Source organism: Bacillus gobiensis (assembly GCF_001278705.1).
GTDB classification, from domain to species: domain Bacteria; phylum Bacillota; class Bacilli; order Bacillales; family Bacillaceae; genus Bacillus; species Bacillus gobiensis.
Genome location: NZ_CP012600.1, coordinates 2,860,466 through 2,877,805, shown reverse-complemented (window position 1 = coordinate 2,877,805; position 17,340 = coordinate 2,860,466). Strand labels below are relative to the sequence as shown.

At 37.5% G+C, this 17,340-nt stretch carries 13 protein-coding genes and 4 pseudogenes; 13 read left to right on the top strand and 4 right to left on the bottom strand.

Annotation, left to right across the window (positions count from 1 at the left end; genetic code table 11):
• The first annotated feature begins 45 nt into the window (after positions 1-45).
• Positions 46-819 (top strand): metal-binding protein ZinT, encoded by a 774-nt coding sequence (locus tag AM592_RS14415; RefSeq protein ID WP_053604436.1) that lies wholly within the window; start codon positions 46-48, stop codon positions 817-819.
• 113 nt (positions 820-932) lie between these two features.
• Here the strand turns inward: AM592_RS14415 and AM592_RS14410 are convergent.
• A pseudogene (locus AM592_RS14410) lies at positions 933-1,609 on the bottom strand (glycosyltransferase).
• Between the two features lie 122 nt (positions 1,610-1,731).
• Complete coding sequence (locus AM592_RS14405; RefSeq protein ID WP_053604435.1) at positions 1,732-2,472, bottom strand: YdcF family protein; 741 nt, start codon at positions 2,470-2,472, stop codon at positions 1,732-1,734.
• A 443-nt stretch (positions 2,473-2,915) separates the two neighbouring features.
• On the opposite strand from AM592_RS14405, the gene AM592_RS14400 reads away from it, so the two are divergent.
• The 5 genes and pseudogenes from AM592_RS14400 to AM592_RS14380 all read left to right on the top strand — a co-directional run bounded on the left by AM592_RS14400 (position 2,916) and on the right by AM592_RS14380 (position 6,803).
• Complete coding sequence (locus tag AM592_RS14400) at positions 2,916-4,718, top strand: T7SS effector LXG polymorphic toxin (protein WP_053604434.1); 1,803 nt, start codon at positions 2,916-2,918, stop codon at positions 4,716-4,718.
• A gap of 16 nt (positions 4,719-4,734) precedes the next feature.
• Positions 4,735-5,199 (top strand): SMI1/KNR4 family protein, encoded by a 465-nt coding sequence (locus tag AM592_RS14395; protein ID WP_053604433.1) that lies wholly within the window; start codon positions 4,735-4,737, stop codon positions 5,197-5,199.
• 112 nt (positions 5,200-5,311) lie between these two features.
• Positions 5,312-5,774, top strand: a pseudogene (locus AM592_RS14390) (hypothetical protein).
• A 70-nt stretch (positions 5,775-5,844) separates the two neighbouring features.
• Positions 5,845-6,314 (top strand): annotated as a pseudogene (locus tag AM592_RS23390) (HNH/ENDO VII family nuclease); the annotation flags it as partial.
• A gap of 21 nt (positions 6,315-6,335) precedes the next feature.
• A complete protein-coding gene (locus tag AM592_RS14380; protein WP_053606122.1) occupies positions 6,336-6,803 on the top strand; it encodes an SMI1/KNR4 family protein in 468 nt (155 codons plus the stop codon).
• Positions 6,804-6,844: 41 nt separating this feature from the next.
• Here the strand turns inward: AM592_RS14380 and AM592_RS23385 are convergent.
• Positions 6,845-6,985 (bottom strand): annotated as a pseudogene (locus AM592_RS23385) (IS3 family transposase); the annotation flags it as partial.
• Positions 6,986-7,380: 395 nt separating this feature from the next.
• Here AM592_RS23385 and AM592_RS14375 point away from each other — a divergent pair.
• The 3 genes from AM592_RS14375 to AM592_RS14365 all read left to right on the top strand — a co-directional run bounded on the left by AM592_RS14375 (position 7,381) and on the right by AM592_RS14365 (position 11,421).
• Positions 7,381-8,127 carry a YveK family protein gene (locus AM592_RS14375; protein ID WP_053604430.1) on the top strand — a complete coding sequence of 249 codons (747 nt, stop codon included), beginning with the start codon at positions 7,381-7,383 and terminating at the stop codon, positions 8,125-8,127.
• Between the two features lie 136 nt (positions 8,128-8,263).
• Complete coding sequence (gene galU, locus AM592_RS14370) at positions 8,264-9,145, top strand: UTP--glucose-1-phosphate uridylyltransferase GalU (protein WP_053604429.1); 882 nt, start codon at positions 8,264-8,266, stop codon at positions 9,143-9,145.
• Between the two features lie 749 nt (positions 9,146-9,894).
• Positions 9,895-11,421: a glycosyltransferase family 2 protein gene (locus tag AM592_RS14365; protein WP_053604428.1), complete on the top strand. Its 1,527-nt coding sequence runs from the start codon at positions 9,895-9,897 to the stop codon at positions 11,419-11,421.
• 128 nt (positions 11,422-11,549) lie between these two features.
• Here the strand turns inward: AM592_RS14365 and AM592_RS23985 are convergent, their stop codons facing one another.
• Positions 11,550-11,678: a paeninodin family lasso peptide gene (locus tag AM592_RS23985; RefSeq protein WP_148564339.1), complete on the bottom strand. Its 129-nt coding sequence runs from the start codon at positions 11,676-11,678 to the stop codon at positions 11,550-11,552.
• A gap of 300 nt (positions 11,679-11,978) precedes the next feature.
• Between AM592_RS23985 and AM592_RS14360 the strand changes: the two genes are divergently transcribed.
• The 4 genes from AM592_RS14360 to AM592_RS14345 all read left to right on the top strand — a co-directional run bounded on the left by AM592_RS14360 (position 11,979) and on the right by AM592_RS14345 (position 17,201).
• Positions 11,979-13,214, top strand: a complete 1,236-nt coding sequence (locus AM592_RS14360) for a hypothetical protein (RefSeq protein WP_053604427.1) — start codon at positions 11,979-11,981, stop codon at positions 13,212-13,214.
• A 519-nt stretch (positions 13,215-13,733) separates the two neighbouring features.
• Positions 13,734-14,753 carry an alpha/beta fold hydrolase gene (locus tag AM592_RS14355; protein ID WP_053604426.1) on the top strand — a complete coding sequence of 340 codons (1,020 nt, stop codon included), beginning with the start codon at positions 13,734-13,736 and terminating at the stop codon, positions 14,751-14,753.
• A 110-nt stretch (positions 14,754-14,863) separates the two neighbouring features.
• Complete coding sequence (locus AM592_RS14350; protein WP_053604425.1) at positions 14,864-15,760, top strand: RCC1 domain-containing protein; 897 nt, start codon at positions 14,864-14,866, stop codon at positions 15,758-15,760.
• 238 nt (positions 15,761-15,998) lie between these two features.
• Positions 15,999-17,201 (top strand): GH39 family glycosyl hydrolase, encoded by a 1,203-nt coding sequence (locus AM592_RS14345; RefSeq protein ID WP_053604424.1) that lies wholly within the window; start codon positions 15,999-16,001, stop codon positions 17,199-17,201.
• Positions 17,202-17,340 lie beyond the last annotated feature (139 nt).

Sequence of the window (17,340 nt, the reverse complement as noted above, 5' to 3'; positions counted from 1 at the left end):
AATACAAATCGTAATATTTACGATTTGTAGAAAAGGAGTGTCATAATGAAGATTTCATTTGCAAAGGGGTTAAGCATATTAACTATTATTTCACTACTAATATTGGTAGGCTGTCAGAATTCAGGTTCATCCGAAGGCAAGTCTAATGAAACTAAACCATCCTCATCAGTTGCAGAAGACTCTTCTGAAACGCAAGAGCAAACATCTGAAAGTCACACACATGAAAGTGAACACGATCACGACCATGAGCACGATCATAGTCATGCCCACGATGAAGAAACAGAAAAAATTTATGAAGGCTATTTTGAAGATAGTCAAGTAAAGGATCGTTCACTCTCTGATTGGGAAGGAGACTGGCAATCTGTATATCCATATCTACAAGATGGTACTCTTGACGAAGTATTTTCTTATAAAGCAGAACATGAAGGTGACAAGACAGCTGAAGAATATAAGGAGTATTATAATAAAGGGTATAAAACAGATGTTGAGCGTATCTTGATTCAACAGGATACTGTAACGTTCTTTAAAAATGGAGAAGAAAATTCTGGTGAGTATATCTATGACGGGTACGAAATTCTAACATATGATGCGGGAAATAGAGGAGTAAGATACATATTTAAACTAGCTGAAAAAGTCGAAGGACTTCCTCAGTATATTCAATTTAGTGATCATAGTATCTATCCGAATGAATCTGATCACTACCACCTGTATTGGGGTGACGACCGGAAAGCTTTATTGGATGAAGTCAAAAACTGGCCTACCTACTACCCTTCAGAAATGAATGGACATGATATTGCCCACGAGATGATGGCGCATTAAATGAGGGGTACGATGATTATTACTTTGACAAATATGTAAAATTCAAAGGTTATCAATTCAGAATACTTTTTAATACTGAAAAAATAATTAAAAATATTAAGAGCGTAAAAGGCTTAGGAACCACCTAAGCCTTTTAGCTGTTGAATAAAAAGTGAAAACTTATTTGGGAATTGCTTAATAATACCTTCTGTAAGTGTATCAGCTTTTTTAATAATATGGTCAAAACCTTCATCAAAAGCTTTAATAACTGCATCCCAATCCTTATTGAGTCTGGCTGAAAGATCGTCTGCAACTAATTTTAAATGCATGTATAACAATTCCTGTAATGCTTTTTTCGGCAAATTTGGATTGGCGCTGCTGAGAAACTGAGCAATATCATCAGCGTTTTTATACCATTCCGTATTGAATTTTTTCACACTCGCTTCGTCTCCGCTTTTTGCTGCGTCGACTATTTTACCTGCAATGAGGATGTGCTCTCTTAACAGCTCAGTCAGCTTGATTCCTGCTTGTTCGCCATAATAAGGCTTTATTGCGTTCCCTAGATCTTCCTGGTTTTTCAATAGCCTTTCAGCACTTTTTGTTGATCTTCCAATCCTTCAGTGGCGCTTACGATATAATTTCTTGTCCATATGACATGGTCAGTCCAGAGTTTCCTTAAGTCCCCCTTTAATTGTACAGCAGACTGGCTTAAGCATGGATTTCCGCTGCCTTTTGCCTCAGCTTGAGCTGGTGAATAGATCAAAGCAAAGGACATAAACAAGAGAATTATTTTCAGGCACAGTTTTTTCATAGATAGCTTCTTTTTTTTGTTTACATGATGTTATTTTTGCTTTTTTCACTGATTTCATTCTTCTACACATAAAAAATAGCCGAAACTCTCCGTAAAGAGAATTTCGGCTGCATGTTTGCAGATTAAAAATACAAAGAGAGAATACCCACGTACTCTTTAATCGCGGCAAAAGCAAGATCATTACCTGAAGGGGTAAATTGATTCGGGTAAATCACAAGTCGTTCGTTTACCGTGTAGTCAGTCGGAAACGGCTGTACCGCGATGTCAATCCGATCAAAATTCCGCACCGCACGCTCCATCTGCAACGCAGAGGCAACCAATATCGGCTTCGTGTATCTATTTTTCTGCAATATTTCTTTCGTAAATTCTGCGTTTTGCTTCGTATTTACACTTCTATTTTCTTCGATAATTATATCCTCAGGTACCCCTAACCGTATAAGCTGGCGCTTGGCAATGGCGGCTTCCACTCCGGAATCCGGAAATACCTGTCCGCCGGAAAGAATTATCGGAAGCTCAGTCTGCTGGTAAAGGCCATACGTCGTTAGCAGCCGATTGGCAGCGCCTTCTGACAGTTGGCCTTCTCCATCAATATCAGGTGTATCTGAAGTGGCACCAGAGCCCAGCATCACAATCACATCACCGCTTGCCTCAGCTGGCGGCTCATATCGATTCTCTAACGACTGCGTAAGCAGGACGCCGGTAAAGGGAATCGTGAGAAGATACCAAAGAAAAGCAAGAACTAATGTCATGCGCGCAATCGCCTTATTTCGGCGGTATGCCCAGATGCCTAAAGCGATTAGTAATGTAACGAATAATCCGGGCGGGAGCAGGAAGCCATAGATGAATTTGATGATGTATACCACGAATGAGACACCTCGTTTGTTGGATGGGATGGTTTATTTTTTTGTAGGTTTGATCGTCTTTCTTAATCGTACCATTAATTCTTTTAGATAGACTAGTATTCTTAGATTTCACATGAGTTGTAAAGAAATAAGTTCTATTTTTCATATTAAAGGGTTAGGTGTTGAAAAAATAATGTTAGAAAAAGTTTATTACTTCGATCCGATGTTATAGAGAAGAATAAAGAACTTTAAGCTTAAAAAATAGAAATCTTCTCATAGGAAGAGGTATATTTATTACTTAAAAGTCTGAAAATCAATCAAATTTGTCTTAGAAAAAGACAATATAGATAAAAAGAATCATTACCATAGATTCATTTTGAGTTTTCTGCACATCGTTTTATCCATTCATCTTCCATATTACGGTACAATTTTGTTATGAATATCCATGGAAAGGATTTCTCTTTATGACAAAAATATTTGAAGCTGATGTCTTAATTTCTGCAATGGAAAAACGATCAAACGAGTATCAAGAGTTTAAAGAGAAGTTATTAACATTAAAAAAAGCCTTTTTAGAGCTTGCCGACCTTGAGAGTTTTCAAGGAAAAGGCGCAAATGCCATCAAAAGCTTTTATCAGGAACAGGCTGGTGGTGTCGATGGCTGGATCGATCTAGTCGATGAGCAGCTTGCCTTTTTTGACAGTATTTCAGGATACATGGAGGATGAAAATGTATCAGGAAATACAGTCATCCAACTTCCGTTTTTAGAGGATGAACTGTCGAACGGAATCATGAATGCTAAGAACATGGTCAACGAGCAGCGGGCCGAGCTAAAAGCAACGTTACATAAGATTGATGACCTCGTCTCGATTCATCCCTTCAGCAAAGAGCCGTTTTATTCCGCAATAAACGATGCTGATCGAGAGCTCAGACGAGCAAGAAAAGCTGTTCAGAAAGTGGATCATCAATTAGAATCAGAGTATCAATCATCTGAAGCTAACCAAGAGTATGTCCGTGATTTCTTTCAGCAGTTGACAGGAGCCACCGGCAAAGGAAATTCTGTCACTCCGATCAATTTCGACGCTGCTGCCTTTCACAAAAGCGAAGTGTACCAAAGAAAACAAAAGATTGATAAGCAGACGGACGAGTACCTTGCACGAAAGGAAAGAGAAGCTGAAGAACGAAAGATTGAACAGCTGAAAAAAGAGTTAGAAACCATCCCGCCTTTTACAAAAGAGTATGTGGAAAAAGCGGATGAGATTGGAATGGCGAATTTCTCACCAGAAGAACAGCAGCAAATCGTCCAGATGGCTGAGTCACTTCAAATGGGTGATATTTTTAAAGGGATTGGCGTGGGGTTATTTGATGTGGGAAAAGACTTCGTCGTTGGAATCTATGATTTTGTTACAAACCCGGGAGGAACGGTAGAAGCTGTTGTAAATTCTGTTTCCCATCCAGTAGATACGTACAACCAGATTTCAAAAGCCATTGCTGATTCATATGAACGCGACATGGTAAATGGGGATGCGTATTCACGATCACACTGGGTGTCTTATGCACTTGGTACGATAGCAACTTCCATTGTAGGTACAAAGGGTGCAGGAGCTGTTTCAAAGACAGGTATTGCCACCACGAAACAAGTAGCTAAGACCGGAATAACCAAAACAAAAACTGCCGTACAAAATAGGTCTGTAACTGATTTGCTGCCGTATGCGCCACAACATCAAGTAGCCGCAGCAGGAGCTTCAGGTGGAATTCCATTCAATTCTGTAAATAGTGTATGGTTAAGAGATCAATTAATTACCATGGCGAAGAAAGAAAGGGCATTAAATAGAAAGCCATTTACAGGCAAAGAAGTTGATGTTCCTTGGTTGAATAAAGATAGATATGACGCAAAAGATGTTGAAGGGTACGTAAAAGTTGGAGATAATGTAAAAGATGTCAGTCGAAGAGTGTATACACTTAAAGATATTGATCTTAATAGAATAGATCCAGATACAGGAAAAACTAATCTACAGCTCATGAAAAAAGGTGAAGCACCTTTTGCAAATGATGGTACAAAGGTAAATTTGCATCACTTGATTCAAAATGAACCAGGGTCTATGGTAGAGATACCAGGAAGCTTGCATACTAAATATACTAAAATCCTGCATGGTTTAAAAACAAATGGTGAGAGTTTTCGAAATGATATTAATCTCGAAAAACAATATAATAACTTTAGGAAAAAGTATTGGAAATGGAGAGCGAAACAATTTGCGAAACAAGATTAAAGGATGGATGGTTTAAATGGATTACACAAAAGTACTGGATTTTATTAATCAAAATAGTGAAGATGATGATTTTACAGGGGGTATAAGTGAAGAAAAGATTAACGAAATCCAAGAAAAACTCCAGGTTTTACTTCCCAAGAGCTATAAATGGTTTTTGAGAAATTATGGTTCTGGTGGAATATATGGAGTTAATATTTTAGGACATGGAAAAGTATCTGCAAGAGTTGTTACTGTTACTGAAGAATATAGAAAATATTATAATTTAACAAATGGTATTGTTGTTATTGAATATATTGATGAATTTTCTTATTGTCTAGATACAAACAAAATGAAAAATGGAGAATGCCCAGTTATATTATGGGATAATCATGAAGGATATGGTCGTACTGTAGCTAATAATTTTCTTGAATTTTTATTAGATGACCTAGAGCAATCCAAAGAGAACTGGGAAGAAGATGAAGATTGGAATGATGAGGATTGATAAAAAACAATCCTTCCGTTAGCCGGTTAAGGAACAGTGATAATCCTATATTTATTCATTATTTTGCTGCAATTTATAATTAGAATCATGGATTTGAAAAGGTAGGAGTATCATGACATTCCCAAATGAAAATATTAGAAGAAAACTAGCTTTAATTAATGCTAGAAAAGAAATGAAGAAATTATTTAGAACTAATTGAATTTAAAGACAATGATTCAGTTTTGATTATGCAGTTTGAAGAAGTATTGAAACAGTTTCGTAGAATTGGCTCTACACCATCATTTCAAAAACCAGCTGGAGATTTTAAAGATAATTATATTTCATGGATTAAAAGTTCTTTAAGTTTCCAGAATGATAAAGAAGAACTGTTGATATTAGTCCCTAATTGTTTAGAACCGATATGGGCAAATGTTAAAATATTAAATTTCGCAATGGTAATTGAGGAACTTTGGGATATTTCTCAAACTAATGAGTTTACACTAGCTGATAAAAACACCGATCATATTGTACAAGTTTATTTTGAAGAAGAGGGTTATGAAATTCATATAGAACGCTGTAATACGAGCTCTAATTGACTCGTGAATTAAAGTAAAGGTAAAACCTTGAAAGGGCTACATGTCTTTCAAGGTTTTTTAATTAAATGTTTTACGAGATCAGTTAATTACCATGGCGAAGAAGGAAGGGGCATCAAGTAGAAAGCCGTTTACAGGCAAAGAAGTTCATGTTCCTTGCTTGAATAAAGATAGATACGGCGCAACAGATTTTGAAGGGTGCGTAAAAGTTGGAGATAATGTAAAAGATGTCAGTCGAAGAGTGTATACACTTAAAGATATTGATATTCATCAAAAAAATGAATTTGGTGTAACAAATCTAGAGTTAATGAAAAATGGTAATGCTCCATATGCAAAAGACGGAACATAAATAAACTTACATCACCTTATTCAAGAAAAACCTGGAACTATGTGGAAATCCCGAATAGTCTCCATTCGAAATACAGTAAAGTAATTCATGGACTTAGAGGGAATGGAGAAAGTTTTCGAAACAACGAGGAATTAAAGAAGCGATATGACCATTTTCGGGCTAGGTATTGGAAGTGGAGGGCGAAACAGTTTGAAAAATCAGGACGAGGTGTTTTTATGTTCGATTATGTAAAAGTTGAAGACTTTATAAATAATAATAAGGAAAGAGGCATATTCACAGGAGGAACAAGTGATAAAAATATAGATGAAATAGAAGATTCTCTTAATGTGAAACTACCCGAAAGTTATAAGTGGTTTTTAAGAAAGTATGGAGCAGGAGGAATGTTTGGTGTACTGATATTAGGATATAACTTTGATTCCGCATCGGTTGTTAAACGTACAGAAGACTATAAAAGAGACTATGGATTAACTGATGGACTTGTAGTTATAGAGGATATTGACATATATTCCTATTGTCTTGATACAAACGAAATGACTAATGGAGAATGCCCCGTGATAGTATGGGATAATCTTGGTGGGTATGAAAACATTGAAGCAGAAAGCTTTATTGAATTTTTATATAATCGACTTCAAGACAAAAAAGAAAACTGGGAAGAAGATGAAGATTGGGACGACGAGGATTGATAAAAAGACAAGCTCTTCGTTTATTTGGTGGGCTTAAGTTGTGTTCCCCAAAAAGATTCCATTGGCCCATTATCAATACATTTCCCCACCCGTGACATACTTTGTGTCATCTCTGCTTTTTTTATTTTGCGTTTGAAGCCATGAGAGGTGTATTGGAACCCACGATCGCTATGGATAAGAGGTGGTCTCCATCCATCCGGGCGGGAGCAGGAAGCCATAGATGAATTTGATGATGTATACCACGAATGAGACACCTCGTTTGTTGGATGGGATGGTCTGTTCTTTTTTTATGTTACCATTCACAACTTATAGATAGAATATTTTATTTCTGATTCTAATATTGAAAAATAAAAAACTTTATACTGCTCTTTTTAAGAAATGTCAAAATGTGTCGCGATCATTTGTATTTTTGTAACAATAAATAAAACGCTTACATTGGTGAATAGTTATTGAATATAGGCGTAAATGTCGAACAATGTCGTTCGTTTTTTAGAACAACACTCTTTTATTCGTTCTTTTAAAAGGTATAATGGAGTTGTTAATAAATCGATTCTAATCAAAAAAATAGGAGGATATCATGGAACAGGCTATAAGCTTAAAAGAAATTTTTTTAATTCTTCGAAAACGGCTGACCTTAATCGTGTTGGTGACATTCGCTGCAACTTTACTAAGCTTTTTTGTAAACTACTTTTATCTCACTCCAACCTATCAAGCTTCAACTCAACTTCTAGTTAGCCAAACAAGATCTGATGAACCTCGTTTCGATTATAACGAGATTCAAACCAACTTAGAGCTAATTAATACATACAGCGTCATTATTAAAAGTCCAGTCATCCTGGAAAAGGTAAAAGAGGACTTAAATCTGGATGAATCAATGGAATCGTTGAATTCCATGATTACAGTATCGAGTGAAAATGAATCACAAGTCATTAGACTATCGGTAGAGAACAGTAATTTTGAACAAGCAACAGCAATTGCAAATAAGGTCGGAGAAGTTTTTCAAGCAGAAGTCAAAAATATTATGAATATCGACAATGTAAGTGTGTTGTCTGAAGCGCAGCAGGATAGCAATCCTGTACCGGTAAGCCCCCGCCGTACACTTAATATTGCAATTGCTTTCATAGTTGGTTTAATGGCTGGTGTCGGCTTAACTTTTATTCTTGAATATTTCGATAATACAATCAAAAGTGAAAATGAGATTGAGACTCTTTTAAAAGTTCCTGTGTTGGGTTTAGTTTCAAATGTATCAAAAAAATCAATATCTGAAGACAAAATCGATAGACCGACAGCTAGTGTTGTAAAAGAGAGCGGTAATGTCATCTAACACTTGATATAATTGTGGTTTCTTGGATTCCTTAATCGTTTGTCGTTAGATACTCTAAATGATCTTAATATACCCAAGATTGAAATCATACAATAGTTAAAAAATAACGAAGCAAATTTAAGGAGAGAAGAGTAGAATGAGAGAAGTGAAAAAAGCAATCATACCTGCTGCTGGATTAGGAACAAGGTTTCTTCCTGCAACTAAAGCAATGCCGAAAGAAATGCTTCCGATCGTAGATAAGCCTACTATTGAATACATTGTCGAAGAAGCCATCGAGTCTGGCATTGAAGACATTATTATTGTAACAGGTAAAGGAAAAAGAGCGATTGAAGACCATTTTGATCATAATTTTGAGCTTGAACAAAATTTGTTTGAAAAAGGGAAGTTCGAACTTTTGGAAAAAGTGAAACAGTCTTCTTCCATTAATCTTCATTATATAAGACAAAAAGAGCCGAAAGGATTAGGGCATGCGGTATGGTGTGCGAGAAAATTCATCGGCAACGAACCATTTGCTGTTCTTTTAGGAGATGACATTGTTCAAGCTGATATTCCTTGTACAAAGCAATTAATCAATGAATATACAAAAACGGAATCGTCTGTCATTGGAGTCCAATTTGTAGAGGATGACCAAACAGAGCGCTACGGCATAATTGACCCGGTTTCTAAAGAAGATGACCTATATAAGGTGGCCACATTCGTTGAAAAGCCAAAGAAAGAAGATGCACCATCAAATTTAGCGATCATGGGCCGTTACATACTTACTCCGGAAATCTTCAATTTTTTAGATAATCAAGAAACAGGCGCAGGAGGAGAAATCCAACTGACAGATGCAATTCAGAAATTAAACGAAGTCCAATCTGTATACGCCTATGATTTTTCTGGAACAAGATATGATGTAGGTGAAAAGTTCGGATTTATTAAAACGACCATCGAGTTTGCTCTGCAACATAAAGAGCTGAAAGAGGAATTGCTTCGTTTTATGGAAAGGTTAGTTGACGAAAGAAGAATTGAGATGTAGAACAAGGCATTTTGTCCTCAGGCACATCTATTCGAATAGGCTGCCGTCTGATAATGGCAGCCTCCACATTAATCCCCACAAAGCATTTTCCGATTAGCAGCACCTCCTGACAACTTCAACAGAGCTGAAGCCTCTTATTTTGATGAAATCACCGTTAACTAAGATAGAATTGAAATTTCTGAAGTTTGATCCTTAACTTTGTATTTTAAATGTAGAAGTGTGTCGTCTTGAACACTGCAACCACAATACAATTGGTATCGCTTACATAAAAATTTGCGCTTATTTTATCTATTATAATCGGATATTGTCGTTCGTTTTTTAGAACGGAAACTATTTCATTAAGGTATAATAATAATGGAATTCGAATACAACTTATGGAGGATATGTAAGTAAATATTAGACATAATTACATACTTAAGTAATGTTTATTAATGATGCTATTTACTCATTCTATTGGCATAATTTATCTTCTAACTTCAATTTATGATCTAGGTACCTCACTACTATTCTTACATAGAATTTCAAAAAGTTCGAAGATACATATGATCAGAGGTTTCTAGGGAAGTCGATTTAAGCAAATAACTAACACTGTTCTTTATTAAGAACAAACTCTTTTGTTTACGTATATAAACAAAAAGAAAGTATACAGGTTAAACCTTCCCAATGCACATTAACATACATAGATTAGAGGTTAGTGTACATAAAGGAAGTTTTAAAAACAAAATTCATGTAAAAAGGGGTGTTAAGAAATGCAAGAAACAATAGTAAGAAGGGAAACGACGACATTACCTAAAGCTCCTAACATTCGCCACACATACATGAAACCAAGAATCGCCGTATTCATTCCTGCTCACAATGAAGAGAAGTCTATCGAAGATTGTTTACAAGGTTTGTATGACCAATCGTTGCCAAAAGGTGTTGATCTTGACGTTTATGTAATTGCTGACAACTGTACTGATAGAACAGAAGAACTTGCTAAAGCCTTTGGCAAAGAATATAAAACAAATGTAAACGTCATCAAAACTGTAAACAATAAACAGCGTAAAGTCGGTGCATTAAACACAATATGGAAGCAAATTTATGGAGATATGCTAGATATTCACTACACTGAAATGACTGAATATCAACAGGTATATCAAAGATCAGTAAAAGCCATACTCGGGATGGACGCTGACAGCAGGCTTGCTCCGAACGCCCTGAAATACATGTGGGAAGGTCTAATGAGTGCGCGGAATATCGGGGGAGTTATGGCGAAGTATACGATGAGAATGCCAAAGAAAAAGAGTAAGCTTTCAAAGGATGACCCTTATTACGAAGAAAAAATCGCCAGTGGACAATACGGCGGTCCTATCGCTCGCTGGTGGACACATCAGCAAAAGCAAGATATGGCGAGCTGGCTTTTAGATTTGCAATATCGAGGCGGAAGCACATACGTATTAGGCGGGCAGGCAACATTGTTCCGACCGGAAGCTTTACAGGATATTGTAAATAACAATAAGCTTGATGCTCCTTGGCAATACGAAAGTGATGTAGAAGATATGCTGCTGACATGGCAATTACAAAAATCGGGATGGAAAACATTAATTAGCCCAAAGGCCCGCTGCTTTGTAGATGCGATGAAATCTTACCACGCCTTCAGGCAGCAGAGAAATAAATGGTCATCAGGTACAGTTGATTTGTTAACAAATAAAGATATAGATATTAAAACGAGGCATACAGGGAGAATTTGGAGATCCCAAGGTAAAATGGTGATGGATTTAGTGATTCGTGTGATGTTTATTGCTTTACTGACAGTCTCATTAGCAACCGACCAATTTGTCTGGTCTTGGATTTGGTTAATACCAATTGGCTTAGCTTCTGTTCTTAATATCATATTGGCGGTGAAAACTCCAATGAGCCGGCCGATAGACGTTATTTTAGCCGGGCTTCTGATAAGTCCGGAGCTTTATTTGTTGGTAAACCTAATGACATTTTGCCAGGTTTGGTTTGAGAAATTATCAACCGATAAAAAGGATGGCTGGGCAAATCAGTATATGGCTGAAAGCGGACAGACAAAGAGTAAACTTACACAAGGTCTATTATTGCTAATTTTGTTGATAACTTCTGTTGTTCTTGCTTGTATGTATTTTAGGGATTATCTGACAAGTTCCGTTGTCCAAGAAGCGACACACCCATACTTAATGTCCGGCTGGATTGTTTTAACGTACTTAACAATATTTGCATCATTGATTATGCTGCGTCAAATTTGGTCGCTTAGAGCAAGACATACAGCTTAATAGAATCGCAGTCTATCAAAAAGGGTGTCCTAAAAGCTGGGACACTCTTAATTTATGTGTTTAATGAAAAATACCCTCTATACCTTTTGATAGGCATACAGGGTTATAAGAAAATCATATTTTTTTAATTAGCTTGGATTTTTGATATCAAAATCGTCTTCAGAAATAATGTCAATTATAACTGTTCCTTTTCCAGCCATCGTTTGATTCATGTTTAGAACTTCTAGAGTCGGCTCTTTCCAGATTTTTTTCTCCATTACTATCACCTCCTTCATATTTGAAGCATAGAGCAATAGTTTCTTTTAAAGAACAGTAAATGATAACTACAAAAACCGTCATATAGCTTTATAATACGATGAAAACTCTTTATTTAGAACAGAATACCACTAGATTTTGCAAGCGTCAATTGTTTGTAACTGAAAAAATTCATGATTGGAAATAATCTGACAAAAACGGAGGGTTAGCTGTCGAAATATAAAAATTAAGAGATGAAATTGTTCTCTTTTGTTCTTTTTAATGATATAATGTTCTTTAAAAAGAACATTAGGGGGGTTAAAATGACGTATGATACCTCAAAAGTTTGGTCATGGTTTATTTTGAGTTTATTCCTATTGTCGTTTTATTATCTATCGTACAGATACCCATTGCAATACAATAGTGCGACAACAAGCTATGCCTATTCCGACACCCCGATGTTATATCAGCTTGGCAAATATGCAATTTTTGCAGGAATACTGCTACTGTTTTTGATGCTGCTATTATCTTTAAAAGAATCATCGTTTTTCTATCAAAAATCAGTTTGGGTAGATATTACAACTGTTTTTGTCCTATTCACGTTTTCAGTAAGTAATTTTATATTCATGAAAAATGATTATTTGCTGCAAACAGGTTTGTTTTTTTCAGTACCTTTGTTGTTTTATGGTTTTCCGTTTCAACGAATCAATTACAATATTATTAACAGGTGCATAGAGGTATTTATTTATGTGGCAATTATTGTTGAGGTCTATCAACTGATTAATTATTATGCGTTTGGAAGGCTTCCAGCTCTCGGGTATCCGAATTCATTATCAGTTCGATTTGGTTCAATTTGGGACGATCCGAACGGCTTTGCTTTAATCATTCCGTTTTTAATTCCATTTGTCATCAAAAGCAGCTTTAGTATCGCAAAAAAGACTCTTTTAATTATTTCTCTTTTGGCAACGCTTTTATTCACACAATCAATCACAGGTGTATTTACCTTAATTATGTCTGGATTGATAGGTTTAACTATGCTTTACTTATTTGATTCTAAGGCTAGATGGCTAAAATTAATTGTGGGAATTCTATTTGGAATTATAATTTTTTACTCGGGTTTTAAAATCTCTATAGAGCCATCGGAATTCTGGACAAGTTATATGGAGTTGAAACAGGGAAGCTTTGAAGGACATGGAGCAGGGTTTCTCCATTTAGAAAATTTAAAACCTGAATATTTGCTCGGTTTTAATACAGAACCACTTGGAAAATACGCAGAAACTGGTTATCTTAACTTGCTGCTTAATTTTGGTATATTCTATCTCCTGGCTTTCCTTTATATAGGGATTGTAACTATAAAAAGGCTGGCCGAGATTATTGAAAATAATAGAGGCAGCAAGCATATTCGGCTTTTTTACGCAGCATTCTTTTATGTGATTGGTTTTTATACTGCTATGATCAATTTGCCTATTGAAACGGTGTTCCCTTTAAACTTAATTTTAGTGTTATGTATCGTTCTCTCATACACCGGAAAATTAGAAGGAAACAGAGATGAAATATAAAAGAGATTAATCTGCTGCATAGGCAATGAGGGGTGGCGTCAGGAAAATTCGGATTCACAACGTTATGAGATTTTTGCAATTAAAAGACCCGATTCCTTCAGTAAGGGCATCGGGTTTTCTTCTATTTAGTAAAAGAATAGCAGTGTTTAATTTTTAATACTTTATAATAGAGTGTACACACAGCAACATAAAAAATGAAAGAAGAAGCAATAACAGCAGTTATAGGAATCTTCCTGTTCTGTTCTTCCGGCTTTTTTACTTTGGTCATTAGTTGAGCAGCCAGACATGCCTATCGTACCGAGGGAGCGTAATGCCATCAACATACCATTTTACCATGCAATACCTTTTGGATGTTTTAAAACTACGCTGCACAATTACCGTAGCTAACGATATATGTTCTTGTCCTCCAACAGTTGCGGATCGAGGGTCAAATAGTCCGCAGGTAAATAGGTGTTTTCCTAACGCTGAATAGGCTAAACGGTTTTATTCTGGTTTCATTTTGAAGGGAGCGACAATACAATGGATTATGAGATTTTTGATTTGGGTGACGTAAACTTGCAATCAGGAGTGACGTTACCGAGCGCTTTTCTTGCTTATAAGACTTATGGAAGATTGAATGAAAAGAAAGATAATGTCATCGTCTATCCAACTGCTTTTGGCGACCAGCATGTTCAGAATGAATGGTTGATTGGAAACGGCATGGCACTAGATCCGCAGAAATATTTCATTATCGTTCCAAATCTGCTGGGCAACGGATTATCATCGTCTCCCAGTAACACGCCTCCCCCATTCGACCGGGCTAATTTTCCGCAGGTAACCATCTATGACAACGTTAAATTACAGCATCGGCTGGTGACCGAAAAATTTGGCATTCAAAAGATCGCTCTCGTAGTTGGATGGTCAATGGGAGGCATTCAATCATTCCAATGGGGGGCAAGTTATCCAGACATGGTGGAACGAATTGCACCTTTCGCCGGAGTTGCCAAGACCTGGCCCCAAACGTTTGTGGTCCTGGACGGAATGAAAGCTTCGCTCATGGCAGCAGTTAGCTTCGATTCAAGTAAACTAAACCAGTTGACCTCTGCAGACATGCGCGCCGTTGGCCGTGTCTATGCGGGGTGGGGCTTATCGCAGGCGTTTTACAGAGAGGAACTTTATCGTGAGCTGGGATATGACTCATTGGCAGATTTTGTGGCTGGCGTCTGGGAAGATAGCTTTATGAAGATGGATCCGCACAATTTCCTGGCCATGTTATGGACAGGCCAATTTGCAGATATTAGTGCAAATCCCGCCTATAACGGAGATTTCGATGAGGCGCTCAAAAGCATTAAAGCGCTTGCCTGCGTCATGCCAGGGAGCACGGATCTCTTCTGCACGGCGGACGATAACAAATACGAGGCTAAGCTTATACCTAATGCTGTTTTTGATCCTATCGAGTCGATCTGGGGTCATTTTGCCGGTCGCGGAATCAACAGTGCCGATAATAAATTTATTGATGACAACCTAAAACGCTTGTTGACGCTTAGTACAAACGGATAGATCATCATTAGCATTGGAGTGTCCTGTCAGTGAGGTGAGGAAAATGAATATTGAATTTCGGAATGCTTATGAAAAAAATCTGAAACATATTGTTTTCAAGGAGGTAAAACATGGATGACATTTCACCGAAAGAAGCGGCGTTAAAGGTGAAACGGTGGCCAAAAGATACCATAGAGGCGGGGCGTCGTCATACCGTTGGACTTAAATCGGACGGCACGGTGACGGCTGTGGGTGATAATAAATATGGCCAATGTAATGTAAGCGGTTGGCTCGATATTGTAGCGGTCGCGGCTGGTAATGTTCATATGGCGACGAACACGGGTAATGCTCATACAATCGGTCTTAAATCTGACGGTACTGTGGCGGCTGTGGGTTGGAATAAACATGACCAATGCGATGTAAACGACTGGCGCGATATTGTAGCGGTTGCGGCGGGTTGGTGTCGTACCATTGGGCTTAAATCGGATGGTTCGGTGGTAGCTGTGGGCCAAAATAATGAAGATGAATGCAATGTAAGCGGCTGGCATGATATTGTGGCGGTCGCGGCGGGTGACTGGCATACCATCGGTCTTAAATCTGACGGCACGGTGACGGCTGTGGGTAATAATCGGTATGGCCAACGCAATGTAAGCGACTGGCGCGGCATAGTGGCGGTTGAGACGGGTTATCTTCATACTGTTGGTCTTAAATCGGATGGCACGGCGGTTGCTGTGGGTCAAAATAAGGTAGGCCAATGCGATGTGAGCGACTGGCGCGGTATTGTGGCGATAGCGGTGGGGAGTAGTCATACCATCGGCCTTAAATCTGACGGTACTGTGGCGGCTGTGGGCTGGAATGAGTATGGTCAATGCAATGTAAGTGACTGGTGCGATATTGTAGCAGTTGCGGCGGGTTGCGCTCATACCATCGGCCTTAAATCTGATGGAACGGTGATTGCTGTTGGTGATAATGAATATGGTCAATGCGATGTAAGCGACTGGCGCGGCATCCAACTGCCTGGCAATTAGTTTTCGGTGTTAAGCAACAATTAGACCCGATTGCTGAATAGTATGACTGCCGTTATTTAACAACTTTATTGTTAGGGCGGTGCATGAGTCCACTCCCCAATGAGAATAACTTAGCTGACAAATGCGCCACTTCGGCGTATTTTTATTTTGAACAAACAAGAGAATATTCCGCCCTCACTTTTTTCTATTAAATTCATATCTTAGTATGAATAAATTCTATTAGAATAGGTGGGGACATATGGATTATTGGCTTAGATTAAAAAGGTTATTGACTATATTGCTTAATTTACTGAGACGGTCAAATCGGATTATATTAGAAGATAAGAAGATAATTTCCAACGGATTCGGTGTAAACATTAACCAGCCTCCAAATGAAATGGATGTCCAGCTCATTCGTGATGCGGGATTGCATTATGCAAGAATAGATTTAATCTGGGAAGCTATAGAACGAGAAAAAGGGGTTTATAATTTTTCTTCTTTTGATCGAACCGTAGATTTACTAAAACAAAATAGAATAACGCCTTATTTCATTTTGGCGTATTCAAACCCGTTATACGAAGAAGACAGATCAGTTGTTACAACAGAAGGGCGATTTGCCTATATAAAATTTGCACAAGCAGCTTTAGAAAGGTACAAAGGATTACAAGCATTTTGGGAAATTTGGAATGAACCGAATCTTGAAGAATTTTGGAGTCCTCAACCAAGCATAGAGATGTACTCATATTTACTAAAAAGCGTTGCACCATTTATAAAATTAAAAGATCCAAGCGGTATAGTAGTTGCACCTGCCATGTCTCAGATTAATAGTACCCATCGACAATGGCTAGAAGCGCTCTTACAGGAAGGAATACTTAAATATATTGATGCTGTGTCAGTACATCCATACCCTGGCGGAAACCCGGAATTAATGATTAATGACTATCACCAGCTTGAAGCCTTGGTGCAAGAATATGCTATAAAACCGATGCCCATCATTTCAGGGGAATGGGGCTATACAACAGATAGGATTGCGGAAATTACACAAGCTCAATATATGAGTAGAATGTTTTTAATTAACTCGATGTTAGAAATTCCGATTAGCATTTGGTTCAACTGGAAAGATCAGGTTTTTGACGGTTACGGTTTATATCGAGTTGATGACACCCCTAAGCCTTCTTATCAAGCTCTATCAGTTTTAACAGCCGCCCTAAATGGATTTATATTTACTGATAGAATAGAAGGCACTCGATCAGACGAGTATGTATTATTATTCAATCACACTTCAACTGGCAAGAAAGCACTGGCACTTTGGACAACCGGTGAACCTGGCCAAATTAATATTCCTTTTGAGTCCGGCACTGGCCAATTGGTTTCTATGCTTGGAGAAACAAGCAGCATCACTTGGGAGGACAGATTAATTATAGATGTAACCCAAAGCCCGGCTTATCTTTTAGTAGATTAGTTTAATCTTCTAACCTCAGGCGCCTGAAAAAGGTGTCTTTTTCTTTTATAGATAAAAAGAATCGTTACAAAAGATTCATTTTAAATTTTCTGCACATCATTTTATCCATTCATATTCCATATTACGGTACAATTTTGTT